Origin of the sequence: Citrobacter sp. CK195 (genome assembly GCF_030333365.1) — a bacterium.
GTDB lineage: Bacteria > Pseudomonadota > Gammaproteobacteria > Enterobacterales > Enterobacteriaceae > Citrobacter_B > Citrobacter_B koseri.
Window position 1 is genome coordinate 528,521 of sequence record NZ_JAOWGB010000022.1, and the last position, 24,642, is coordinate 553,162.

The following is a 24,642-nucleotide window of genomic DNA, read 5'->3' on the forward strand; positions in this document are numbered from 1 at the left end:
TCACACTCCCTTCAGAATAGTAAACCCGCCCGCCACACCGAGATGCCGGTCTGGCGGCAAGGTATTAAAAACGGGTCGAAAAGCGATACCCGGTTCCGCGTACCGTTTGCACCATACGATCGTGACCGCTGTGCTCCAGCGCTTTACGCAAACGACGAATATGCACATCGACCGTACGGTCTTCAACATACACATTCGTTCCCCAGACATGGTTGAGGAGCTGCTCGCGACTGTAGACGCGCTCAGGGTGCGTCATAAAGAAGTGTAACAATTTAAATTCGGTCGGCCCCATATCGAGCGGATTTTCCCCGGTCATCACGCGGTGCGAAGTTGGATCGAGGCTAAGCCCCTGCATCTCAATCACCTCTTCTACCGCCATCGGCGAAATGCGGCGCATCACAGCTTTGATACGCGCCACCAGCTCTTTAGGGGAAAACGGCTTGGTGACATAGTCATCCGCCCCGGTTTCCAGCCCGCGCACGCGGTCTTCCTCTTCGCCTCTTGCCGTCAGCATAACCACAGGGATATCCCGGGTCATCGCTTCACGCTTGAGGTGTTTAATAAACTGAAGGCCCGACCCGCCGGGCAACATCCAGTCAAGGAGGATTAAATCCGGCCAGGGTTCATTCAGTTGGTTCACAGCACTGTCATAATCTTCGGCTTCTACTGGCTGAAAGCCATTTTGCTCGAGCACGAAGCAGACCATTTCACGAATTGGAGCTTCATCTTCTACGACCAGAATACGTCTCGCCATGATTTGCCCTGTTTAAATAAGTCGTTGTCATCAATGCGGCGCCATTATGCGTCAGATTTATGACAGATTTATGAAAAAGATAGTCGACATTCGGCTCAGGTTATTGATTTATGACAGTCACGAAACAAGATATTACCGTTCCCGACGGGTTATAATCCTGCCCACGCTTTTTCGTCATGGAACCGTTATGCGCATCCTTCACACCTCTGACTGGCATCTGGGACAAAACTTCTACAGCAAAAGCCGCGCCGCCGAGCACCAGGCGTTTCTCGACTGGCTGCTGGAAACCGCGCAATCTCACCAGGTGGATGCGATTATTGTCGCGGGTGACATTTTTGATACAGGATCGCCGCCAAGCTATGCCCGCGAGTTGTATAACCGGTTTGTTGTCAATTTACAGCAAACCGGCTGTCATCTGGTGGTGCTGGCCGGAAACCATGACTCCGTCGCCACGCTCAACGAATCCCGCGATATTCTGGCGTTTCTCAACACCACCGTGGTCGCCAGCGCAGGCCACGCGCCGCAGTACCTTTACCGTCGCGACGGCACGCCGGGCGCCGTGCTTTGCCCGATTCCGTTTTTACGCCCGCGCGACATCATCACCAGCCAGGCGGGGCTTTCGGGCAATGAAAAACAGCAGCATCTGCTCGGGGCGATCACTGATTATTACCAACAACAGTATCAGGAAGCCTGTAAGCTGCGCGGCGACGGCGATCAAACTCTGCCGGTTATCGCCACCGGGCACCTGACCACCGTCGGCGCCAGTAAAAGTGACGCGGTACGTGACATCTATATCGGCACGCTGGACGCCTTCCCGGCGCAAAACTTCCCTCCTGCCGATTATATCGCGCTGGGACACATTCACCGGGCGCAGATCATTGGCGGCACGGAACACATCCGCTACTGCGGCTCTCCGATCGCGCTGAGCTTTGATGAGTGCGGCAAAAGCAAATGCGTCCATCTGGTCAGTTTTGCAAACGGCAAATTACATCAAGTAGAGAACCTCACCGTTCCCGTCACTCAACCGCTGGCGGTGCTGAAAGGCGATCTGGCCTCCATCACCGAACAACTTGAGCAATGGCGCGATGTTCACCAGGAGCCTCCCGTCTGGCTGGATATTGAAATCACCACCGACGAATACCTTCACGATATGCAGCGCAAAATTCAGGCATTAACGGAGTCGCTGCCCGTTGAGGTTTTACTGGTGCGCCGCAGTCGGGAAAATCGCGAACGCATTATGGCTAACGAACGACGTGAAACCCTGAGCGAACTGCGCGTGGAAGACGTTTTTACCCGCCGTCTGGCGCTGGAAGAGCTGGATGAGCCCCAGCGTGAACGTCTGACGCAGCTTTTTACCACCACCCTACATTTGCTGGCCGGGGAGCATGACGCATGAAGATTCTCAGCCTGCGCCTGAAAAACCTCAACTCCCTGAAGGGAGAATGGAAAGTCGATTTCACGGCAGAACCTTTTGCCAGCAACGGGCTGTTTGCCATCACCGGGCCGACCGGCGCGGGGAAAACCACGCTGCTCGACGCCATCTGTCTTGCGCTCTATCACGAGACGCCGCGCCTGAGCACCGTTTCGCAATCGCAAAACGATCTGATGACCCGCGATACGGCCGAATGCCTCGCCGAAGTGGAGTTTGAGGTTAAAGGCGAGTCTTACCGCGCTTTCTGGAGCCAGAACCGCGCCCGCAATCAGCCGGACGGAAACCTGCAAGTGCCGCGCGTGGAGCTGGCGCGCTGCGCCGACGGAAAAATCCTCGCCGATAAGGTCAAAGATAAGCTGGAGATGACGGCATCGCTCACCGGGCTGGATTACGGACGCTTTACCCGCTCCATGCTGCTGTCGCAGGGGCAATTCGCTGCGTTTCTCAATGCGAAGCCGAAAGAGCGCGCCGAGCTTCTGGAAGAGCTGACCGGAACAGAAATCTATGGGCAGATCTCCGCACTGGTGTTTGAAAAGCACAAGACCGCCCGCACCGACCTGGAAAAGCTTCAGGCGCAGGCCAGCGGCGTCTCGCTGTTAGCGCCGGAGCAGCAGCATTCCCTCAATGAAAGTTTGCAGGCGCTCACTGACGAAGAAAAACAGCTGCTCGCCCGCCAGCAGCTTCACCAGCAACATCTGCACTGGCTGACCCGTCAGAATGAGTTGCAGGCTGAAATGAATCGCCGCCAGCAGGCGCTGCGGGTCTCCCAGGAAGAACAGGAAAACGCGCAGCCGCAGCTGGCCGCGCTGAACCTGGCGCATCCTGCCCGGCAGTTACGCCCACACTGGGAACGCATTGAGGAACAAACCGCTGCCGCCGGGCGCACACGTCAGCAAATTCAGGAAGTGAATGCTCGCTTACAAAGCGTATTACACCTGCGCAGCCGCATTCGACACAGCGCTCAACAACAATCCGCCGAACTGCGCGCCACCATGCAGACGCTGACCGGGTGGCTCACCGAGCATGAACGCTTCCGCTTGTGGAGCAGTGAACTGGCAGGCTGGCGTGCGCTGTTTGCTCAACAGTCCAGCGATAAAGTGCAGTTGCTTAAATGGCAGCAGCAGTGTGCAAGCGATATCCGCAAGCGTGACGCGCTGCCACCGAATCCTCTGACGCTTACGCCAGAAGAGGCCACGGCAGCGCTGGCGCAGCATACGCAGCAGCAGCCGCTGCGTCAGCGGCTCGCCAGCCTGCATGGGCAGATAGCGCCTAAGCAAAAACGACGGGAACAACTGCAAACTGCGATCCAGAATAGTCAGCAGGAGTTGGCCCGACGCAATGCGGCGATGGAGGATAAACGACAGAAATATAAAGAAAAAAATCAGCAGTTCATGGATGTGAAAACGATTTGCGAGCAGGAGGCGCGCATCAAAGATCTGGAAAGCCAGCGAGCGCTGCTGCAATCCGGCCAGCCATGCCCGCTCTGCGGATCGACCTCGCATCCGGCGATTGCATCCTATCAGGCACTCGAACCCGGCGTGAATCAGGCGCGGCGCGATGCACTGGAAAAAGAGGTCAAGACGCTGGCGGAAGAAGGCGCCACCTTACGCGGGCAACTGGAAACATTAACGCAGCAGCTACACCGCGACGAAAGCGAAGCGCAGGCACTGGTAAAAGAGGAGCAAGCGCTCACTCAAGAATGGCAGACGCTGTGTGACGCGCTGAACGTTACGCTGCACCCTCAGGACGATATTTCACCGTGGCTGACCGCCCGGCAGGACTATGAACAACAGCTGTATCAGCTCAGCCAGCGCCATATGTTGCAGGCGCAGATCGCCGCCCATACCGGGCAGGTTACGCAATTTCAGCAGCAAATCGACCAGCGTCAAACCACGCTGCTGTCTGAACTACGCCGCTACGGGTTATCCCTGCCCGCCGACGGAGAAGAAGCGTCGTGGTTAAACGCCCGCGCGGATGACGCGCAAACATGGCAACAGCGCCAGACGGAACTGGGCGAGCTACAAACGCGCATCGCGCAGTTGGCTCCCCTGCTGGAAACACTACCGGAAACAGATATTCTCCCGGAGAGCGATGAGCGCGTGGCGCTGGATAACTGGCGGCAGGTACATGATGATTGCGTTTCGCTACAGAGCCAGTGGCAGACCTTGCAGCAGCAGGAAGCGCAGGAAATGCAGCGGATAGCACAGGCGCAGGCGCACTTTGACGCCGCGCTCAAGGCCAGCGTATTTGACGATCGCGCCGCCTTCCTTGCCGCGCTGCTGGATGATGAGACCATCGCCCGCCTCGAACAACATCGCCAGGCGCTGGAAAACCAGTTACAGCAGGCGCAGGCCTTAGCCGCTCAGGCGAACCAGGTACTGGCAGAACATCAACAACATCCGCCCGAGGGGCTGGATCTCACGCTCACACCTGAACACATTCAGCAGGCCGTGACGCAATTAACCGGACAACTGCGGGACAATACGACGCGTCAGGGGGAGATCCGCCAGCAGCTCAAACAGGATGCGGATAACCGCCAACAGCAGCAGTCTCTGATGCTGGAGATTGAAAACGCCTCGCAGCAGGTGGAGGACTGGGGTTATCTGAACGCGTTAATCGGCTCTAAAGAGGGCGATAAATTCCGCAAATTTGCTCAGGGACTGACGCTGGATAACCTGGTCTGGCTGGCGAACAATCAGCTGACTCGCCTGCATGGTCGTTACCTGCTCCAGCGCAAGGCCAGCGAAGCGCTGGAACTGGAGGTGGTCGATACCTGGCAAGCGGATGCCGTTCGCGATACCCGCACGCTGTCGGGCGGCGAAAGTTTCCTGGTCAGTCTGGCGCTGGCGCTGGCGTTGTCCGACCTGGTCAGCCACAAAACGCGCATCGACTCCCTGTTCCTTGATGAAGGGTTCGGCACGCTGGACAGCGAGACGCTGGATACCGCGCTGGATGCCCTGGACGCGCTGAATGCCACCGGTAAGACGATTGGCGTAATAAGCCATGTAGAAGCGATGAAAGAACGCATTCCTGTGCAAATTAAGGTGAAGAAAATCAACGGGCTGGGTTACAGCAAACTGGATAAGATGTTTGCTGTGGAATGACGGTTGTTCTGCCGGATGGCGGCGTAAACGCCTTATCCGGCCTACAGAGTGCACGTTGTAAACCCGGTAAGCGTAGCGCCACCGGGCATTACGCCTTATCCGGCAAAAACCGATTTACTCCTGCGGCCACAACCATGCCGCGCCGCGAACACCGCTGGAATCGCCATGTAACGCCTTACGAACCGGCGTTTCGCATTCGCCGCCAAAAACAAACGGTTTAATCAACGATGGCACGGTGTTGTACAATCGATCGACATTGCTCATCCCGCCGCCTAACACGATAACGTCCGGGTCGAGGATGTTGACCACATGGGCTAACGATTTCGCCAGGCGCAGTTCATAACGGCTAAGCGCCCGTTCCGCCAGCGCGTCCTGCTCGTTAACCAGACGGATAATGTCATTCCCTTTCAGCGGATGACCACTCAGACGATGGTAATCCGTGGCAAACCCGGTTCCTGAGATAAAGGTTTCAATGCAGCCTTGTTTGCCACAATAGCAGGGCACTTCTGCACGGTAGCGTAGTTCATCTTCATCCATCCACGGCAAGGGATTGTGCCCCCACTCGCCTGCCGTACCGTTGCCGCCGGTATGCGCCCGACCGTTCAGCGCCACGCCAGCCCCGCACCCGGTGCCGATGATCACCGCAAAAACGGTCTGCGCTCCGGCCGCCGCGCCATCCACCGCTTCGGACACCGCCAGACAGTTGGCGTCGTTCGCCAGGCGCACTTCCCGCTGCAAACGCGCACTCAAATCTTTATCGAACGGCTGACCGTTAAGCCAGGTTGAGTTGGCGTTCTTTACCACGCCGGTATAAGGCGAGATCGAACCGGGAATACCCATCCCTACCGTACCCGTCTGGCCCGTCGCCTTTTCCGCCATTTCGACCAGCGAAGCGATGGTCTCTATCGTTTGTCGATAATCATCCCGCGGCGTAGGCAGACGATGGCGAAACAGCTGTTCCCCCGCATCGCCGAGCGCAATTACTTCCGTTTTCGTGCCGCCTAAATCGATACCTATACGCACACATCGCTCCTCATTTTTAGGGAATATCAACAGAGTAGAGGCGGGTGTTCTGGTTGGCAATGCAAGCCCGCCGACAATTCGTTATTATACCCGCTGGATTTAACGACAAGGCCGTGGAAATTATCATGCTGTGGTTCAAAAATTTAATGGTTTACCGTCTTAGCCGCGATATTTCGTTGCGCGCCGAGGAGATGGAAAAACAGCTAGCCTCGATGACGTTTACCCCTTGCGGCAGCCAGGATATGGCAAAAATGGGCTGGGTTCCGCCAATGGGCTCGCACAGCGATGCGTTAACGCATACTGCCAATGGCCAAATTATTATCTGCGCGCGCAAAGAAGAGAAGATTCTGCCGTCGCCGGTGATCAAGCAAGCGCTGGAAGCGAAAATCGCCAAACTGGAAGCTGACCAGGGGCGCAAGCTAAAAAAAACGGAAAAAGACTCACTGAAAGATGAAGTGCTGCACTCACTGCTGCCGCGCGCCTTTAGCCGTTTTAGTCAGACAATGATGTGGATCGACACCGTTAACGGTCTGATCATGGTCGATTGCGCAAGCGCTAAAAAAGCGGAAGATACGCTGGCGCTGCTGCGTAAAAGCCTCGGCTCGCTGCCGGTGGTTCCGCTGGCGCTGGAAAATCCTATCGAGCTGACGCTCACCGAATGGGTGCGTTCCGGTACGGTGGCGCAGGGATTCCAGTTGCTGGACGAAGCAGAGCTGAAAGCAATGCTGGAAGACGGCGGCGTGATCCGCGCGAAGAAACAGGATCTGGTCAGCGACGAGATCGCCGTGCACATTGAAGCGGGTAAAGTGGTCACGAAACTGGCGCTCGACTGGCAGCAGCGCATTCAGTTCTTGATCTGCGATGACGGTTCGATCAAACGCCTGAAGTTCAGCGATGAACTGCGCGATCAAAACGAAGATATCGATCGCGAAGACTACGCTCAGCGTTTTGATGCCGATTTCATTCTGATGACGGGTGAGTTGGCGGCGTTAATTCAAAGCCTGGTTGAAGGTCTGGGCGGCGAAGCGCAACGCTAAGTGAATATTCCCTCTCCGCCGGGAGAGGGAAGCGCCATTATAAATAGCGGCAAAGATAGGACGTCGGTTCAGCCACCTGCAAATGGAACTCACTTTGGCCAGGGACGTTAAACACCTCGCCCGCTGCGTAGACTTTCCACTCGGTTTCCCCCGGAAGCAGTACGTTCAACGCGCCACTGACCACCGTCATCTCCTCCGGCGCGGCAGTGCTAAAGGCATATTCGCCTTCCGCCATCACGCCGACACTGGCGCGACCAGTACTGCTGCTGGTAAAGCCGATCGATTTCACTTTGCCGGAAAAGTATTCGTTACTTTGTAGCATAAACTGGCCCTTTCTCATGGTTACGTTAAGCACCAATATAGGGTCGCGACCTTCTGCCTGTCACGCAAAATTAACCGAGTAATTCCGAAGCCAGCCGTGCAATCAATACATTAGAGAGCAAGACCGGAACATCCAGCGCTCTTTGCAATAAATCACGATGACGCTGATTAAATCCAATGGAATCCAGCATGATCACATCCGCGCCCTGTTCCAGCAAATCTTTACCGGCATCAATCAGTTGTTGTTCCGATCCCTGCACGGGATTCGCCAAAGAAAAGACCGGAGGACGTTGTAAGACCTGCCATTTTCTCGCCTGCACATCCAGTAACTCTTCAACCGGCACAATCACGCCCACCTGGTGGCCATCAACAATCGACGCCACTAACGGCGGGATAATACGCAACGGCTCCAGCAGGATCGTGTTACGCGCGGTCATACTGTTAATCGCGGCGGTATTCATCAATAAAATGACATCGTAGCCCTGGTTATCCAGCACTTCGATAATACTTTGCAGGTCGCGCTCCACTTTCTGGCGCGAAACATGGACGATTTGGTTATCACTGAGCAACGTTAATAGCGGATCGTCTCCGGCCTCGACGGCGTACTCCGCCAACACCTCTTCACGGCTGATCTCACCCAACAGACTATGATGGGTAATATGTTGCTCATCAATATATTCCGTCAGAAGCGGCAGCACTTCGCTCATTGGCACAACGCCGATCGTGAGGATAGCCAACGACGCACTCATTTTCTGTTCCACCTTCTTTTTACTTCGTCGTTAATTCCCGGGTAAATGCCTGAACACTTACCTGCCCTGCGCTACAAATGCAGAAAAGCGTAGCAGGAGATCGGCAATGCATTGTGTAAAGATTCCAAATCACTCCAGTAGTATATTGTTATCGTTTAATTTTCAGTTTTAGCAGAATGCGGCAATGAGTGAAAAGTGTGATGCAAGTACGTTGTGACGTGACTCAGACGCCTTGCCGGGCGTTCCACACGTCAGGATTTATCAGCTTTTATCGGGATCTTCATAGCGCGTTTTGGCATCCATCGCTTCCTGCGCGGAAGGATGCTCGCTGATCAGTGCGTTGGGTTCGGGATAGTCGGCGCGGAGCTGATACCAGGTCACCGTCTGACCTGGCGTTCCTTTCTCAACGGTGACGATATACGCTTCCCGGGGATAAGGCGGTTTTGTTGGCATAGTTCTTCCTTTTTACTGGATGAACTTTAATTATAGACGCCGCCCTGCAATCGTTGCGCCGCCTGCGACAACGCCGCAAGAATTTCAGAAACAACCTGGTCAGGGGCATGGCTCGCATCGATGATGTAATGCGCGGCTTCACGATACAGCGCGTCGCGCTGTTCGAGCACTTCCTGCACCTCTTCACTTAAGGGCTTGCCGGTTAGCGTCGGGCGCAGTCCCTCTTCTGGCGCGGCCTCCAGCCGGTTCACCAGCGTGGACACTGGCGCGCTTAAATAAATCACAATGCCATTTTCGCGCATATAGCGACGATTGTATTCGGTGAGGATGATCCCTCCCCCCGTCGCAACCACCGTTGACGGCGCGGTAACCGCCTTCAGCGCTGCTGTTTCTCTGGCGCGAAAGCTGTCCCACCCTTCCCGGTCAACAATCTCCGCAACCGTCATCTGAACGTGCGATTGCAACCACCGATCGGTATCAACAAACTGGAAATCCACTGCCTGCGCAAGCGCCATACCGGTTGTTGTTTTACCACAGCCGCGAGGGCCAACAAGAAAGAGAGGTTGCGTCATAGCGGGCTTTCCCCAGAGAGCCGCAAAGGTGCGGGATCTGATGTCATCAAAGTAATAATCATACCACCAAACTAGTACATCGTTAAATGTAAATAAATCATTCCACAAAAACCGTGAAAGATTGTACGCGCTTACTATAACAAGAAATCATCAGCAGCAAAGTGTAAAAATAACATTACATTTAGCGCGTTCTGCGCTGGACTTCCAGCCACCACTTATCCAGCTCGGTGGCGAAATGCTGGCGATCGCGCGGAGAAAGGCTGTCCGGCCCGCCCGTCTGAATCCCGCTGGCGCGCAGGGTATCCATAAAGTCACGCATTGTCAGGCGTTCGCGGATCGTTGACTCCGTATAGCGTTCGCCGCGTGGATTCAGCGCCGCCGCCCCTTTTTCCAGCACTTCAGAGGCCAGCGGGATATCCGCCGTAATGACCAAATCTCCGGCTTCGCACTGACGCACAATCTCGTTGTCAGCGACATCAAATCCGGCGGGTACGCGCAGTGTGCGGATAAAACGCGAAGGCGGTACGCGTAAATTCTGGTTTGCCACCAGAATAAGCGGCATCTGCATACGTTCAGACGCACGGTACAAAATCTCTTTAATCACATTCGGACACGCATCCGCATCCACCCATATTGTCATAACCGCTCCAGGCTCATGTGCAATCGTCTATTGTCTCGTGCTTTTGTCTTCCGTCAAAGTGCTGTTTCTCCTTCATGAGACTTTCAATCCACGTTAAGCTAATAACCCCAACTAAAAATACGCATAGGGAGTGACGAAATGGAGAAGAAAATCGGTTTTATCGGTTGCGGTAATATGGGAAAAGCCATTCTGGGCGGCCTGATTGCCAGCGGTCAGGTTCTCCCCGGGCAAATCTGGGTCTATACCCCGTCCCCGGATAACGTCGCCGCGCTGCACGATCGGTACGGCATCAATGCGGCGCAGAGTGCGCAGGACGTCGCGCAGGTTGCGGATATCGTTTTCGGCGCCGTGAAGCCGGGCATCATGATTAAAGTGCTGAGCGAAATCAGCTCCAGCCTGAACAAGGACTCATTAGTCGTCTCTATCGCTGCGGGGGTCACGCTCGATCAGCTGGCGCGCGCGCTGGGGCACGATCGCAAAATTGTTCGCGCGATGCCAAACACGCCGTCTTTAGTCAACGCGGGCATGACCTCCATAACGCCAAATGCGCTGGTCACGCCGGAAGATACCGCTGACGTGCTGAACATTTTCCGCTGCTTTGGCGAAGCGGAAGTGATTGCCGAGTCGATGATCCACCCCGTCGTTGGGGTCAGCGGTTCCGCTCCGGCTTACGTCTTCATGTTTATTGAGGCGATGGCCGATGCCGCAGTGCTGGGTGGAATGCCGCGCGCGCAGGCCTATAAATTCGCCGCGCAGGCCGTAATGGGCTCCGCCAAAATGGTGCTCGAAACGGGTAAACATCCGGGTGAACTGAAAGATATGGTGTGCTCGCCTGGCGGGACGACCATTGAAGCCGTTCGCGTGCTGGAGGAGCGAGGGTTCCGGGCGTCGATTATCGAAGCGATGGCGAAGTGTATGGAAAAATCAGAGAAACTCAGTAAGTCCTGAGCCAGTTGCCGGACGTCAGGCCGCCACTTCGGTACGGTTACGTCCGGCGTTCTTTGCTTTATAAAGCGCCATATCCGCCGATTTCAGCCATTCCCGGTAGTGTCCGATTTGCGTGGTCAATGGCGCAACGCCCACGCTGATGCGCAAAATAACCTGTGGCGCGCACGGCAGGCGTAACGCGTTTAATCGCTCATGAACCCGCGACATCGCGGCAATCGCGTTATCCGCTGGCGTACCGCACATGATCACCGCAAACTCGTCGCCGCCAAAACGTCCTATCACATCGCTGCCGCGCAGCGTCATCTGTAACTGGCGCGTCAGGGCAATGATCGCCTCATCTCCGACATCGTGCCCCCAGGTATCGTTAATGCTCTTAAAGTGATCGATATCGATGATGAGCAACGTGGCGTCCCGGTGGTAGCGGCGACAGTTATCAAATTCATTACGCAACAATATTTCCCAGTGACGCCGGTTATAGACGCCGGTCATGCCATCCCGCATGCTCATCACCTGTAGCCTGCGTTTATGTTCCGCCAGTTTGGTCGCCGTCTGGTAACTCACCCAGGCAAACAGCAAGGGATAAATCACAATCACCGGCAGGGAGAACCACCACTCCAGCGGCGCGCTGCGAAAAGCCACGGTAATTCCGGTCAGCTGTAACGTCACCAGACATGACACAACCATTAACACCATACCGGCAATAAAGAGCCGCAGCCCTCCCGCGCCCATCAAATTCATACACATCATCATCAGCAGAGCCGTGGAGGGCAGCACGTTGACGCCCATCACCCCAACCCAGACGCCAGCAAGAATGGCGTCCGCCTTTAAGTTGTATATTTCCCGGCTTAAGGGATCGATGGCTTTACTCGCCAGCTGCCACGCCAGATGCGGCCAGACGAAAGACCAGCCGACCAGAAACAACCACCATCCTCCCGCAATCGGTTGTGAAGCCAGTACGGCGGCGATCGGGAGAAACATCCATCCCAGTCCTACCGCACGCGGCAGTCTCACCCGCCTGGCGAATCGCAGCCCGGAGCGTTGATGGTCATTTTGAGGAGAGTGAGGTGGCTCACTCTGTGCGACCGCTTTTTTGTAAAAGTTTTCATCATTCATTATTTTTTGGGAACATTCTGAAACAATTTTCCCAAATTATAGAGAGGGGGATTGTGAAGGAAGTATGAAATTTCGGGTGAGTGATTTTCTCAGCTCACCCGTTAGCACTATGCGGATTTTTTCAGACAGGCACTCATAAACTTGCTGCGATCGTCGCCTTTCAGCGACTGGTCCGTCGCCTGCTGGTTGCACTCACGCATTCTCTGTTGCTGCGGCGTCAGGCTTTTCTCACCTGGGGCGGATTTACTGTTTTTCAGGCAATCGCTCATGTAGGTCTTACGCGCATCCCCTTTTAACGCCTGCGCCGTCGCCTGCTGATTGCAGCTCGTCATACGCTGTTGTTGCGGGGTTAATGTCTTCTCGGCAGCGCCGACGGCGGTTAAAAAAACCAGCCCAAACAGCAGGGTAACCAGTAATGTTATTTTCATAGCACCATCCTTCTGTGAGTGTTGACACTACACGTCATCCTTCTGGTTACGTGCGCCGTAACCGAAGGAGGCTAACTCTAAGTCTGGCTGCTGACGACGAAAATACCACCTGACGGCAAAAGTATTGCCGTCAGGTGTCCGTTTACTTCAGTCCCAACGCCGCTTTCATGGTGTAGAACAGATCGGTCTGGTCCGTTAATCCGACGACATTCGCCGCATGCGGGCCGTATGCGGCAATGCGCAACTGGCTGCCGGTATGTTCCTGCGACTCCTCTTCCGAGTTGCCGTAGCTGATGACCATCACCGCGCCATCTTTGGTATTTAACGCCTGCGTCAGTCCCGGCGCTTTGCTTTCCGGCGCGATAATCTGGCTGGAATGCGCATGATCGGCAGTCACCACAACCAGGGTATTGCCCTCTTTTTTAGCGAATGCCAGCGCACGCTGCACGGCTTCGTCCAGATCGACCGTTTCACCAATCTGCCCGCATGGGTTGGCGGCGTGATCCTGTTTATCGATGGACGCGCCTTCAACCTGCAAGAAGAAACCTTTTTCATTCTTACTCAACAGCTCAATCGCTTTGTCCGTCATTTGCGCCAGCGTAGGCACGGTATCATCGCGCTGCGGGTTTGCCTTGCAGGTCACCGCAGGTTGTTCAAGGTTGCCGTGATAAGAGGCTTTCGGGCCTTCCCAGCGAACCGGCATGTTGCCGTCGGAGAACAAGCCCAGCAGCGGCTTATCCTGATTTGCCGCCGTTACCGCCTTCAGCGAGGCGGCATCGTTCACCAGCTGATATCCCCGCTCCAGCGCCTGCTCACGCAACGTTTTCCCCTGCCATTCGCCTGCTGTCGCCATTTCAGCAAAGGTGGCCGCGCCGCCGCCAAGCGTAACGTCCGCCCGCGCATTCAGCAGTTGCTCGGTGATCGACCCTTTTCCACCCTTCTCCAGCGCGTTTGTCGGGCAAAGAGTGCTGGTAAGGCTGGGGCCGTAGCATTTGCGTGAGGTTACATGGGAGACTAACGCGGCGGGTGTCGCATCCTGTAATTCTGCGGTCGAGACGTTGCCCGTCGCCAGACCTGCCGCTTTGGCCATCTCCAGGATCGTGGTGTGATCTTTTTCGTGGATATCGACGCCTAACGCGCCGTTATAGGTTTTAACTCCCGTCGACCACGCCGTTGCCGACGCGGCGGAATCTGTGACGTAATCCGGTTTACCCGTTTCTTTATCCAGCGCGTAATGGGTGTATTGCCCGGTCAACGGTAAAGCATCAATTCCTTTAAAAAAGCCGCCGGCCCCTTGCGCATAATTTCGCGCCGCAGTGATTTCAGAATCACCCATACCATCGCCGATCAGCAAGATAATATTTTTGGCCGGTTTATCGCTCAGCGAATCTCGCAGCGCCGCCGTTTGATCGCCCGCTAATCGGCGCGCCCCGCCTGGCGTGGTAATATCTCCCTGTGCGGCACGATTATCCAGCACCGTCATCGCGGACGTCCTGGCATGCGTAATGGGGGTAAACAGCAGAGGTAACAGGGCAATAGCAATAGCGCTTTGTTTCACTTTATTTTCTCCATGTGCCTACCCTAAATAATTCGGGTTACAGAAAGCCAATACATATGCAACCTGAAGTACAACGGGTATAAATACAGTAAAATAAAAACAAAGCGACTATAGGTAACTGACGTGACAAGGTTATGACAGTGTTTACTCTGAATACGATCAGCTACGAGGATGCCTCAGTAACTTTTTTACATACTGGCGCAGCAATTCCGTATCGTAATCTGGAACGCTGGCATCCGGCTTTACGCCGTCGAGCGCATCCTCAACCTGATGAATGAGCTTCTGCTGCTCATTTTGCGCCATATTACGCAGCATCGCCGTGACAATAATCTCTAACGCTTCTACCTGAGCAACCAGTTCTTTCGACTCTTCTTCTTTTTGGGCGAGCCTCAGCAACAACTCTGAAATGAGATTTTTCATGACCGTATTTCCTTATCCGAGGAATGCTGACGTTATCATTATGGTTCACGACTGCCTAGAGGGTAAAAGTAGTATTTTTATGATAAAGGAAAGACTTTCTGTAAATAATGCGCTGACAAAATGGAGCGAAACGTTTCTCGCGAGAAAATAATTCAACCGTAAAAAATCAGGGTATAAATAGTCACGCCATTACATAAATTAAAGTTATGGTAAATACGCCAGAATTTAACTTAAAGCGTATCGCCATAATATATTTGATATCCCAGATTGACCCTGTCCAGCGTCTCTTTTCCGCCCAGACGTTTAATCAGCATATCTGCGGCTACGCTTCCCATATCGTAGCGGGGGGTAATCACGCTCGCTATTTTTTGCAAACGTGCGCGGCCGATTTCCAGGCCATGAAATCCGGCAATAGCAACCTGTTGCGGAACGGGGATCTGCTGCGACTGACACTCCAGCAGCGCGCCAACGGCTAAGTCGTCGTTGGTGCAAAAAATCGCGTTAATATCCGGTCTGTCGCGCATCGTCTGCAAAAACAACTGACGACCTAAGGCCAGTGACGAAATGGCTTTTGGCACCACATGGTAAGGCTGTAACCCCTGCTCGCTCAGCGCACGCTCAACGCCGCGATAGCGACTGACATCACGCGGGTCGTCCATTGAGCCGAAAAACGCCACGGCGCGTTTTCCCGCCTCCAGAAACGCCTGAGTCATATCCCACGCGGCTTTTTCGTTATCAATACCAACCTGCATATCCAGACAATGCTCGGTGATATCCATTAACTCCGCCACGGGGATACCGCTGGCGCGCACATACTGCACCATACGTTCAGTATGTTGTTTTCCGGTCAGAATCAGCGCATCAATGTTGTAGGAGAGCAGGTTAAGCACTTCGCGTTCTTCCCGCTCCGGGTCATATTCATAGTTAGCGATCAGCGTCTGGTATTGGTGAGCGGAAGTCACCGACTCAATCCCCGCCAGGACATCGGCAAAAATCTGGTTGCGAAAGGAGGGAATCAGCACCCCGATCGTTTTACTGCGCGCATTAAGCAAAATCTCGGGGGCGCGATTGGGAATATAATTATTCTCCTCCATGATCTTCGAAATCAGCTCGCGGCTACGCTGCGAGACCTGACTGGGATCGCGAAGATAACGGCTTACCGTCATCTTATTTAGCCCAGCCAGCGTGGCGATATCCTGCAAGGTCATCCGATTGTTTTTCATGAAGTTCTCTGCGAAAGACAGCGTGATCAATTCGCAGAGAACCTTAACACAGCCAGCGAGGGACTGCATCTTATCCGACCGGATTAGCCCACCGCTTTCCCGGTTTGTAAGGATGTGGACGACGGCGCCTGGTTAGCGCGCACGTTATACATCAATACCACCGAGGCCAGCAGGGAAATCGCCATAAAGGTGTACGAAACGCCCGGCCCGCCCGTCAGGCCATTGAGATACCCCACCAGCCATGCGCCGAGGAATGCCCCTAACGCGCCGAAACTGTTGATTAAGCCCATCGACACGCCCGCCACATTACGCGGCAACAGTTCAGGAATTAAGGCAAAAAACGGGCCGTAAGGCGCATACATGCAGGCTGCGGCAACCACCAGCAATCCATAAGAGAGCCAGAAAGCGTTGCTCCCCAACAGCCAGGAACATAAGAAAGCGATGGCGGCAATCAGCAGCAACGGCCAGATAAACAGCTTACGGTTCTGAAACTTATCCGATAACCACGATACGGTAAGCATCAGACAGATCGCCGCCAGATAAGGCACGGCGGCCAGCCAGCCGACGGATACGATATCCATTTGGGCCGCTGATTTCAGGATGGATGGCATCCACATCATGAATCCGTACACGCCGATACTCCACAAAGCATGTACCGCGCACAGCATGACAACGTTACGCGAGCGCATGGCTTCCCCGTAGTTACGTACCGGTTTAATATGGGTTTGCTCACGATCCATCGCCTGTTGCAGCGTCTCTTTTTCCTCCGCCGTCAGCCAGCTGGCATCGGCCGGTTTATCACGAACCAGCACCCACCAACAAAATGCCCACAGTACTGCCGGGATGCCCTCAATAATGAACATCTCGCGCCATCCCCAGGCCTGAATCAGATAACCGGAGACAATCGACATCCACAACACGGTGACCGGATTACCCAGAATCAAAAAAGTATTCGCCCGCGAGCGTTCGGTTTTCGTAAACCAGTTGCTGATATAAATCAGCATGGCTGGCATCACCGCCGCCTCAACCACGCCAAGAGTAAAACGGATCGCCATCAGCATGGGAATATTACTGACAAACCCCGTCGCGGCGGCACATATTCCCCACAGGATCAGGCTGAAAAAGATCATTTTCCGTACGCTGCGTTTAACAGCGTACAAAGCCCCCGGCACCTGAAAAAAGAAATACCCGAGGAAAAAAAGCGCGCCAATTAAGGATGCAGTTCCTTTCGTAATACCCAGATCGGTTTCAATACCTGCCGCAGCGGCAAAACCATAATTGGCGCGATCGAGATACGCTAAGCTGTAAGTAATAAAAATAATCGGCATTAAATACCACCAGCGCCGGGCTGGTAATTTAGCAAGAGCGTTCATACACATTCCTTTTGATAATGAGTCTATACCGCAGCTAACATTCCGCCGTCGACGAAGAGAATATGACCGTTAACAAAATTCGAGGCCGGGGCCGCAAGATAAACCGCCGCGCCAATCAACTCCTCCGGCTTTCCCCAACGCGCGGCGGGCGTACGCTGGTACAGCCAGGCGGAAAAGGCGTCGTCGTTCACCAGCGCTTCCGTCATCTCTGTGGCAAAATAGCCCGGCGCAATACCGTTAACCTGAATATTATATTCCGCCAGTTCCACGCACATTCCTCGCGTCAACATTTTCACCGCGCCTTTTGAAGCAGCGTAGGGTGTAATTGTTTTCCGGCCTAATTCACTCTGCATGGAACAAATATTAATAATCTTCCCTTCCCGGCGCGCCATCATATATTTGGCCACCTGTTGAGAAACAAGGAAGACGGATTTCTGATTGACATCAATAACGCGATCCCACTCTGCTTCAGGAAATTCCGTCAGGGGGTAACGACGCTGGATACCGGCATTATTGATGAGAATATCAATCGCCCCAATTTCCTGCTCAATATGCGCAATCGCTTTTTCCACCTCCGCCGCGTGAGTGACATCAAACCCATAACCCACGGCGTCATAACCCAGAGCCGTCAGAGTGCTCGCGGCCTGCTCCGCCCGCTGCTGCGTAATGTCGTTAATCACCAGGCTGGCGCCATGCTCTGCCAGCCCCCTTGCCAGCAAATTACCGATTCCCTGCGCTGACCCCGTAATCAATGCGCGTTTACCTGCAAGACTAAAAATACTTTTCATCAAAAACCTCTTTTTCGATAACTGTTACGCGTAACTGTATACGCGTAACAGTAGAGAAAAGAAGTTCTCTTACACAACTAATGGTCAATTTGTGATCTACGTTGGATTTGGTAGCAAAGAAAGGATCATGTACAGAATGCTTTCTGCACATGATCACGATTAACAGCGGATCTCAGGCAGCGTGACGGCGGCGCAACGCAATCGCCAGTTGCCAGATATTCACCAGCACAATGAGCGCCGTCGCGACAAATACCCAGCGAAAGCCCGCCATCGCCGATACGGACGCCCCCATCAGCGGCCCGGCCACATTTCCGAGATACATAAACGACTGGTTATAACCAAAGATACGGCCGGTTATTCGATCGCTGGAATACTTCACCAATAAGGTCTGTACGGCAGGCAGCATCGCGCCATCGGCAAAACCTAACAGAAAACGCAGAACCCCCAACTGGAACGGCGTCGTCACCCACGACATGGCGAAAAACAGCACCACGGCACAGACCAGCGTCGCCATCAGTATCCTTTCCGTCCCGATCCTGTCGCCAAGTTTGCCAAGGCGGGGGGCGGAAATGAGCGCTGAAACGCCGGGCACCGACGCAATTAATCCGCTCAAAAAGGCAATGTTCGTGCTGTCCGGCAGCATGGATTTGATAAACAGCGCCAGGATGGGGCTGATCGAACCGTTACAGAGCTGTATCACCATCGTCGTGAAAAACAGGCTAATCACCAGACCCGGATAGGGCAATGAGGCAAAAACCGCTTTGCCGCTCAGTCGTTCACTCTTTTTGAGAGCCGGACGAACGCCCTCTTTAATTAAAAACAGCGTTACCAGAAAGCTCACCATCAACAGCGTGGCGGTAATAAAAAAGACCGCCCGCAGCCCGATATGATCGGCAATAACTCCGCCCATTAACGGCCCGCCGATCACCCCGCTGATCTGGGCGGTGGAAAGCGTGCTGAGCGCCCAGCCGCTACGCTCTCTCGGCACCTGCGAAGCCACCAGCGCCATCGCGTTAGGAATGTACCCGGAGGTAAGCCCCATGACGCCGCGCAAAAGAAACAGTTGCCAGACATTGGTCGCAAACGCCTGAAGTAAAATCGCGATCGCCATGCCGAGCGATGCGCGCAGTAGCATCAGTTTGCGGCCTTTACGGTCAGCCAGACTGCCCCACATGGGCGAAACAATCGCGGAGATGAGAAAGGTAATACTGAAGGTTAAGCCAGACCACATGGAGAGCGCTTCATGCGAAGTGACGCCCATTTGCGAGATATACAGCGGTAAAAATGGCAGGATCTGGCTGATCGCCAGCCCGGTAAAAAAGCAGCCGAACCAGACGGAGATAAGATTAACCTTCCAGGATTCCATAAGTGCTCATAACGATAAATAGCTGAAAACGCTCACCAGCTTAGCAAGTTGCGCCAGCAGAAGCGGTTCCAGAGATGCGGTAACCTCTATTTTGCTATTTTATCTCCCCGTTCATCAGATTTGTGAAATATGTCACATTATATACCCGCTCAGAACAGGGATTTATGCTTCAACGACAAAGCCCGTATCCGCGCATACCGAGATGGAAATGGTTGGCGTGCGCGGCGTTGTACTCCGGCCCCAGTCCATTGCCATAATAAGTGCAACTGGCGTTAAGCATCGCGCGCAGCCAGGGGGCGGTTTTCTCATCCTTCCATCCCCGCAGAACCGTAACTTTTCGACCGTCCGCCAGTTGAAAACCGCTGATATCCCACGCCTGCGCGCTGGCATGTTCACTGCGACGCGCATCCGCCCGGTGATAGATATTGCGACAGGCATAGCTGCCAAGGTGCTCAATACGGATCAGTTGACTGCCCATAAACGACTGGGTTAGCGGTTTCGCCTGGCGCGCCACAAACAGCGCAGAACTCAGCGCCAGCGGGCAAGAGGCCAGGAAACTGCTACTCAACGACACGGAGCCAAAATGCCTGACCCGTACCACGTCTGACAGCGGACATTCGCCCGCGCTGTCAGCGACGGTTTGCGACGAGATCATTCCCTGGCGATTGGCCTGCTCAAGTAATCCCTGGCACTGTTGCGGCGTCAGACGCTGTAGTTTGAATTTGGTGAGCCAGCCCGGAGGATCGGACAGTTGCAGGGAAACAAAAGGATTGTAATGCGACGGAAGAGAGCGGTAACCCACCACACCCACGGCCCCCAGCAGCACAATCGCAAGCCAACCCTTACCTTTCACGCCCCCTCCTCTCTGATTCCCTTAAACATTATGGCAGAAGCCCGCGAATCCGACGTTTTGTCGTGGTAATGTATACGCTTTGCGTTCGATGGAATGGGTTTTTAAGATGGCAAAATTGCGGGTAGGTATCGTATTTGGTGGTAAATCAGCGGAACATGAAGTGTCTTTGCAATCGGCAAAAAATATTGTCGATGCCATCGACAAAGCCCGCTTTGACGTTGTGCTGTTAGGCATTGATAAACAAGGGCAATGGCATGTCAGCGATGCCGAAAACTATCTGCTGAATGCAAACGACCCCGCGCACATTACGCTGCGCCCCTCTTCTACCAGCCTGGCGCAGGTTCCGGGCAAACACGAACACCAGTTAATTGACGCACAGAACGGCCAGCCGTTGCCGACGGTGGACGTCATTTTCCCGATCGTACACGGCACGCTGGGGGAAGACGGCTCGCTGCAAGGGATGCTGCGCGTAGCGAATTTACCGTTTGTCGGCTCCGATGTGCTGGGTTCCGCCGCCTGCATGGATAAAGACGTCACCAAACGTCTGCTGCGCGATGCCGGGCTGAACATCGCGCCGTTTATTACGCTGACTCGCGCGAATCGCGATGCGATCCGTTTTGCGGAAGTGGCGTCCCGGCTGGGTCTGCCGCTGTTTGTGAAACCCGCAAATCAGGGCTCCTCTGTGGGCGTCAGCAAAGTCACCAGCGAAGCGCAATATGAACAGGCCGTCGCGCTGGCGTTCGAATTCGATCACAAAGTGGTTGTTGAGCAAGGGATCAAAGGCCGTGAGATCGAGTGCGCCGTGCTGGGCAACGATCACCCGCAGGCCAGCACCTGCGGCGAGATCGTCCTGAACAGTGATTTTTACGCTTACGACACCAAATATATCGACGACAACGGGGCGCAGGTCGTGGTTCCCGCCCAAATCCCGCAAGAGGTGAACGACAAGATCCGCCAGATCGCCATTCAGGCGTACCAGACGTTAGGTTGCGCGGGAATGGCGCGCGTGGACGTCTTCTTAACGGCGGAAAACGAGGTGGTGATTAACGAGATCAATACGCTGCCGGGATTCACCAACATCAGCATGTACCCGAAACTCTGGCAGGCAAGTGGCTTAGGGTATACCGATTTGATTACCCGTCTGATTGAACTGGCGCTGGAACGTCATGCGGCGGACAACGCCCTGAAAACCAGCATGTCATGATGACGATGCGCCATCTGGTGTTGATCGCCTGATGGCGCTGTGGCTTATCAGGCCTACGACGTTTTACGCCCGTAGGCCGATACCGCCATCCGGCACACTACCGCATTAAGCTTCTTCGGTTTTATCATCCTCACGGCGACGAATAATCAGTCCGGCAAGCCAGAAACTGAATACCCACGTCACCAGGCCTACCGCGTAGGTTTGCCATCCTTTTGCTTCAAAGCCCAACAACCCCACCACGCCATTCAAAATAAAGATCAGCCCAATGGCGAAAGCATAATAGTGCCAGTCACGGCGAATTTTTACAGGCAGGTTCATGACAGCTCCGACGCTAAAACAATAAAAAATCATCCTCGCACATTTCTGCCTGAGCGTCTGTGGCCTGTGCGGAATTTCTCAAATGTTAATCAATTTAGATTAAGGTAACAAAATTGTGACATAAGACAAAAAATCCGCAATCCTGGAGTCATCCCTGAGTGAAATTACCATCATTCTGATATTGACAAACACGATGACCTGTCAGACTTCACGATAAGCCGCTGGCATGACGCCAGATTCGTGCAGAAGACTATCCCGGAGGTCTTTATGGCTGACTTTACCCTCTCAAAATCCCTGTTTAGCGGGAAACATCGAGATACCTCCTCCACGCCAGGTAATATCGCCTATGCCGTGTTTGTGCTGTTTTGCTTTTGGGCAGGGGCGCAGATCCTGAACCTTCTGGTTCACGCGCCTGGCGTTTATGAACATCTGATGCAGATGCAAGAGACCGGACGCCCCCGCGTGGAAATTGGATTAGGCGTCGGCACCATTTTCGGACTGGTGCCTTTCCTGACAGGTTGCCTGATTTTTGGCGTCATTGCCGTAATTTTGCGCTGGCGTCACCGTCATCAGTAACCCTCCCTGTGCCGGATGACGCCAGGTTTATCCGGCCTACAAATTCATACAACGCGCCCGACGCTCATCCACACGTTTAGCAAACCACGCGGTAGTGAGATTACGGGTGATCTTCGGACTTTCCAGCTGAATACCTGGCAACATCTCGCGCGGTAATGCCTTACCGGTTTTGGCTTCCGCCAGCTTATACACTTTCTCGTACAACGCCGTCTCCTCAAAAGCGAGGCTGTCTCCCTTTTCCAGTTGACGTCGAATCGCGCTGTCGCTCATGTCCAGCTTGCCCGCCAGCTTACGGATTGCCTGTTCCGTTTTCCCGGCTTCTTTGCTGTCATAACGAATCAAGTCGCCGTCCAGCGCCAGCTTAACGCCGCTGGCTTTACTGACCGCATTCTGAAATGCCGCATTACGACTGGCGTACCAACCGGCATTAAAATCAGCAAAACGAAATACAGGCGCGCTGTAATTCGCCGGATAGTTCAACAGATGCCAGGTTCCAAACCACAGTCCGCCACGGCGGCTAAAGACCTCCTGGCGAACCGTCCCGTTCATGGTCCACGGATAACCTTTTGTGTGCTGTTCAGCAAAGGCGATGCTGACCTGCATCGGCCCGCCGGTATGCACCGGATTAAGCGAACCGAACAGCGTCTGCCCCATCGGCACCATATTAATAAAATCATCAAAAATCGCGCTGAGCTGTTTTTCCGTTTTCACCGCGTCCAGACGTTCGCTGTAGCTTTTTCCATTCGGGGAGTTAATTTTCAGCGCGGTATGCACCAGAAAAACGGGGATATGCATCCGCTCAGCACGCCTGTCGATCTCCTGCCAGGCGATTTTGCTCAACCCCGGCACCACCGGGTCCGCCTGATAGTTAGACTCCTGCTGCGCCACCGCCAGCACCGAGCAGACATTCTCAACCGTTGGCGCCAGCCCCTGGCTTTCGAAGGTCTTTGCAATGTCCTGCGCCCACGCGTCCCTGTCTTTTACGCTGGCGGGCATTTTCTGGCGCACCACGCTTGCCACATCGACAGGTTTTTCCCCTTTTTTCAGCGGTTGCGAAGGCTGGCTACTACACCCTGCCAGCACCAACGCAGCCAGGAATGATAAAGGGTAAAGACGGGACGCCGCCGACATAACGTTTCCTTTTGTTTGTTAGCTAAATGTATTCGTCACTTCCTGGATATCCTGCCCATCCAGTTCGCGCTCAAAGCTGCGCAGACGTTTATAGATGGACATCAGTTCCACCAGCGTGGTCCAGGAGTTAATCAGATACTGGAAGGAACCGCGCACCTGACCAAACACGTTGGTAATCTGCGTCATCAGGCCCAGCGTAATCGTACCGGCAACAATCGACGGAAACAGCAGGAACAGACCGAAAACGTTATCCACCTGTAGATAGAGAATGCGCGCAATGTTGAAGTACATATAGTGGAAGTAGAGGCGGAAATAGTTCTGGCGCACCGCGCTGAACAACTCACGCACGGTGGGCGGCGTAGCGCGGCTGGCGTCGTCTTCACCGTAGACCAGCTCTTTACGGTAAGCGGCCTCAACCCGCTGGTTTTTAAACTCCAGCCCCGGCAGTTTGATCCCCACCACGGCCAGCAATCCTGTTCCCATCAGCGACCAGATGATAGCCGCGATAACCAGCCCATAAGGAATATGCCCGACGATCGGCAGGTCCGGTACGTGCGCAGACAGCGTAACCAGTACGGGTAAAAAGGCGATCAACGTCATGATGGCATTGATAAAGCTTACGCCCATATTCTCCAGCGTAGAGGCAAAACGCATCGTATCTTCCTGCACACGCTGCGCGGCGCCTTCAATATGGCGCAAATGCTGCCAGTGCGCCATGTAGTGCTCGTTCATCGCGGTACGCCAGCGAAACACATAGTGGCTGACGAAGAAATTGTTCATCACGCCAATCACTACGGCAATCAGCGCTATCCCGAGAAACACGCCGACTTCACGGTAAAACTGTTCGATAGTGACCTTATGCGGCGAGCTCAGCGCCGTCTGGATCAGGTCGTAAAACGGCGCGTACCAGGCGTTGACCGCCACGCCTACTTCCACCAAAAACCAGGTCACAAAGATGATCAACGAAGTGCCCAGAATCGACCAGTATTGCCAGCGATGCGGGCTATAAATAAACCAGAACATCGCAAACAATCCGACGCAAAGGACGTAATACGCGTAGAAAATCAGGTAGTCCAGCGACCAGAAGCGTGCGGCACTGATGGGAACATCACCGGAAGCGCCAGTAAGATGCGCAACCCAGGCGCCTCCGCCCGCTTGCCAGAAAATGACGGCGACAAGCGCCCAAAAAAACGCCGAGATAAAAAACGGCCCCGGCTTTGGGAAAAAAGACTTAAACATGATGCTCTCCTGCTAACTT

General features: G+C 54.2%; 25 protein-coding genes. 6 read left to right on the forward strand and 19 right to left on the reverse strand.

All coding sequences use genetic code 11. The features are described 5' to 3' along the window. Positions 1 to 64 precede the first annotated feature (64 nt). On the reverse strand, positions 65 to 754 hold the full coding sequence (gene phoB / locus OGX93_RS07425; protein ID WP_012133591.1) for a phosphate response regulator transcription factor PhoB: 690 nt from the start codon (positions 752 to 754) through the stop codon (positions 65 to 67). A 187-nt stretch (positions 755 to 941) separates the two neighbouring features. Between phoB and sbcD the strand changes: the two genes are divergently transcribed. Both sbcD and sbcC read left to right on the forward strand, forming a co-directional pair. After that, a complete protein-coding gene (sbcD, locus tag OGX93_RS07430; RefSeq protein ID WP_286449405.1) occupies positions 942 to 2,150 on the forward strand; it encodes an exonuclease subunit SbcD in 1,209 nt (402 codons plus the stop codon). Next, complete coding sequence (gene sbcC / locus OGX93_RS07435; RefSeq protein ID WP_286449404.1) at positions 2,147 to 5,290, forward strand: exonuclease subunit SbcC; 3,144 nt, start codon at positions 2,147 to 2,149, stop codon at positions 5,288 to 5,290. The genes sbcD and sbcC overlap by 4 nt, the downstream gene beginning before the upstream one ends. 114 nt (positions 5,291 to 5,404) lie before the next feature. Here the strand turns inward: sbcC and mak are convergent, their stop codons facing one another. After that, positions 5,405 to 6,313 carry a fructokinase gene (gene mak / locus OGX93_RS07440; RefSeq protein WP_286449403.1) on the reverse strand — a complete coding sequence of 303 codons (909 nt, stop codon included), beginning with the start codon at positions 6,311 to 6,313 and terminating at the stop codon, positions 5,405 to 5,407. Between the two features lie 125 nt (positions 6,314 to 6,438). Between mak and rdgC the strand changes: the two genes are divergently transcribed. Further along, positions 6,439 to 7,350: a recombination-associated protein RdgC gene (gene rdgC, locus OGX93_RS07445; protein WP_024130604.1), complete on the forward strand. Its 912-nt coding sequence runs from the start codon at positions 6,439 to 6,441 to the stop codon at positions 7,348 to 7,350. 37 nt (positions 7,351 to 7,387) lie between these two features. Here rdgC and ppnP read toward each other — a convergent pair whose 3' ends face one another. From ppnP to OGX93_RS07470, 5 genes are all read right to left on the reverse strand, one after another. After that, positions 7,388 to 7,672 carry a pyrimidine/purine nucleoside phosphorylase gene (gene ppnP / locus OGX93_RS07450; protein ID WP_024130605.1) on the reverse strand — a complete coding sequence of 95 codons (285 nt, stop codon included), beginning with the start codon at positions 7,670 to 7,672 and terminating at the stop codon, positions 7,388 to 7,390. Positions 7,673 to 7,742: 70 nt separating this feature from the next. Continuing rightward, positions 7,743 to 8,420: an AroM family protein gene (locus OGX93_RS07455; RefSeq protein ID WP_012133600.1), complete on the reverse strand. Its 678-nt coding sequence runs from the start codon at positions 8,418 to 8,420 to the stop codon at positions 7,743 to 7,745. A gap of 261 nt (positions 8,421 to 8,681) precedes the next feature. After that, positions 8,682 to 8,873: a protein YaiA gene (yaiA, locus tag OGX93_RS07460; RefSeq protein WP_012133601.1), complete on the reverse strand. Its 192-nt coding sequence runs from the start codon at positions 8,871 to 8,873 to the stop codon at positions 8,682 to 8,684. 26 nt (positions 8,874 to 8,899) lie between these two features. Next, entirely contained in the window at positions 8,900 to 9,445 is a 546-nt protein-coding gene (gene aroL / locus OGX93_RS07465) for a shikimate kinase AroL (protein ID WP_047458531.1), read from the reverse strand. Positions 9,446 to 9,626: 181 nt separating this feature from the next. Then, positions 9,627 to 10,085: a YaiI/YqxD family protein gene (locus tag OGX93_RS07470; protein ID WP_286487801.1), complete on the reverse strand. Its 459-nt coding sequence runs from the start codon at positions 10,083 to 10,085 to the stop codon at positions 9,627 to 9,629. 138 nt (positions 10,086 to 10,223) lie between these two features. Here OGX93_RS07470 and proC point away from each other — a divergent pair, with 138 nt between their 5' ends. Then, the gene (gene proC, locus OGX93_RS07475) at positions 10,224 to 11,033 is read left to right on the forward strand and encodes a pyrroline-5-carboxylate reductase (RefSeq protein ID WP_047458533.1); all 810 of its coding nucleotides are present in this window, start codon (positions 10,224 to 10,226) and stop codon (positions 11,031 to 11,033) included. A 15-nt stretch (positions 11,034 to 11,048) separates the two neighbouring features. Here proC and adrA read toward each other — a convergent pair whose 3' ends face one another. The 9 genes from adrA to OGX93_RS07520 form a co-directional block, all read right to left on the reverse strand. After that, complete coding sequence (gene adrA, locus OGX93_RS07480) at positions 11,049 to 12,146, reverse strand: diguanylate cyclase AdrA (RefSeq protein ID WP_012133605.1); 1,098 nt, start codon at positions 12,144 to 12,146, stop codon at positions 11,049 to 11,051. Positions 12,147 to 12,253: 107 nt separating this feature from the next. Beyond that, positions 12,254 to 12,574 carry a phosphate starvation-inducible protein PsiF gene (gene psiF, locus OGX93_RS07485; RefSeq protein WP_012133606.1) on the reverse strand — a complete coding sequence of 107 codons (321 nt, stop codon included), beginning with the start codon at positions 12,572 to 12,574 and terminating at the stop codon, positions 12,254 to 12,256. A gap of 142 nt (positions 12,575 to 12,716) precedes the next feature. Further along, a complete protein-coding gene (gene phoA, locus OGX93_RS07490; RefSeq protein ID WP_071259932.1) occupies positions 12,717 to 14,132 on the reverse strand; it encodes an alkaline phosphatase in 1,416 nt (471 codons plus the stop codon). 159 nt (positions 14,133 to 14,291) lie between these two features. Then, positions 14,292 to 14,552 carry an anti-adapter protein IraP gene (gene iraP / locus OGX93_RS07495; RefSeq protein WP_012133608.1) on the reverse strand — a complete coding sequence of 87 codons (261 nt, stop codon included), beginning with the start codon at positions 14,550 to 14,552 and terminating at the stop codon, positions 14,292 to 14,294. Positions 14,553 to 14,782: 230 nt separating this feature from the next. Then, a complete protein-coding gene (idnR, locus tag OGX93_RS07500; protein ID WP_219935869.1) occupies positions 14,783 to 15,775 on the reverse strand; it encodes a DNA-binding transcriptional regulator IdnR in 993 nt (330 codons plus the stop codon). An 83-nt stretch (positions 15,776 to 15,858) separates the two neighbouring features. Next, on the reverse strand, positions 15,859 to 17,148 hold the full coding sequence (locus OGX93_RS07505) for an MFS transporter (protein ID WP_024130608.1): 1,290 nt from the start codon (positions 17,146 to 17,148) through the stop codon (positions 15,859 to 15,861). Positions 17,149 to 17,171: 23 nt separating this feature from the next. Then, positions 17,172 to 17,936, reverse strand: a complete 765-nt coding sequence (idnO, locus tag OGX93_RS07510) for a gluconate 5-dehydrogenase (protein WP_012133612.1) — start codon at positions 17,934 to 17,936, stop codon at positions 17,172 to 17,174. A gap of 172 nt (positions 17,937 to 18,108) precedes the next feature. Then, the gene (locus OGX93_RS07515; RefSeq protein WP_115615017.1) at positions 18,109 to 19,302 is read right to left on the reverse strand and encodes a multidrug efflux MFS transporter; all 1,194 of its coding nucleotides are present in this window, start codon (positions 19,300 to 19,302) and stop codon (positions 18,109 to 18,111) included. 169 nt (positions 19,303 to 19,471) lie between these two features. Then, on the reverse strand, positions 19,472 to 20,155 hold the full coding sequence (locus OGX93_RS07520) for an extensin-like domain-containing protein (protein WP_286449402.1): 684 nt from the start codon (positions 20,153 to 20,155) through the stop codon (positions 19,472 to 19,474). A 106-nt stretch (positions 20,156 to 20,261) separates the two neighbouring features. Here OGX93_RS07520 and ddlA point away from each other — a divergent pair, with 106 nt between their 5' ends. Beyond that, a complete protein-coding gene (gene ddlA, locus OGX93_RS07525) occupies positions 20,262 to 21,359 on the forward strand; it encodes a D-alanine--D-alanine ligase (protein WP_047458545.1) in 1,098 nt (365 codons plus the stop codon). A gap of 105 nt (positions 21,360 to 21,464) precedes the next feature. Here ddlA and OGX93_RS07530 read toward each other — a convergent pair whose 3' ends face one another. After that, positions 21,465 to 21,677 (reverse strand): DUF2754 family protein, encoded by a 213-nt coding sequence (locus OGX93_RS07530; RefSeq protein WP_024130610.1) that lies wholly within the window; start codon positions 21,675 to 21,677, stop codon positions 21,465 to 21,467. A gap of 267 nt (positions 21,678 to 21,944) precedes the next feature. On the opposite strand from OGX93_RS07530, the gene OGX93_RS07535 reads away from it, so the two are divergent. Beyond that, positions 21,945 to 22,253: a YaiY family protein gene (locus tag OGX93_RS07535; RefSeq protein WP_024130611.1), complete on the forward strand. Its 309-nt coding sequence runs from the start codon at positions 21,945 to 21,947 to the stop codon at positions 22,251 to 22,253. 36 nt (positions 22,254 to 22,289) lie between these two features. Here the strand turns inward: OGX93_RS07535 and OGX93_RS07540 are convergent, their stop codons facing one another. Both OGX93_RS07540 and sbmA read right to left on the reverse strand, forming a co-directional pair. After that, positions 22,290 to 23,384, reverse strand: a complete 1,095-nt coding sequence (locus OGX93_RS07540; protein ID WP_012133619.1) for a DUF1615 domain-containing protein — start codon at positions 23,382 to 23,384, stop codon at positions 22,290 to 22,292. Between the two features lie 18 nt (positions 23,385 to 23,402). Beyond that, complete coding sequence (sbmA, locus tag OGX93_RS07545; protein ID WP_047458548.1) at positions 23,403 to 24,623, reverse strand: peptide antibiotic transporter SbmA; 1,221 nt, start codon at positions 24,621 to 24,623, stop codon at positions 23,403 to 23,405. Positions 24,624 to 24,642: the final 19 nt, after the last annotated feature.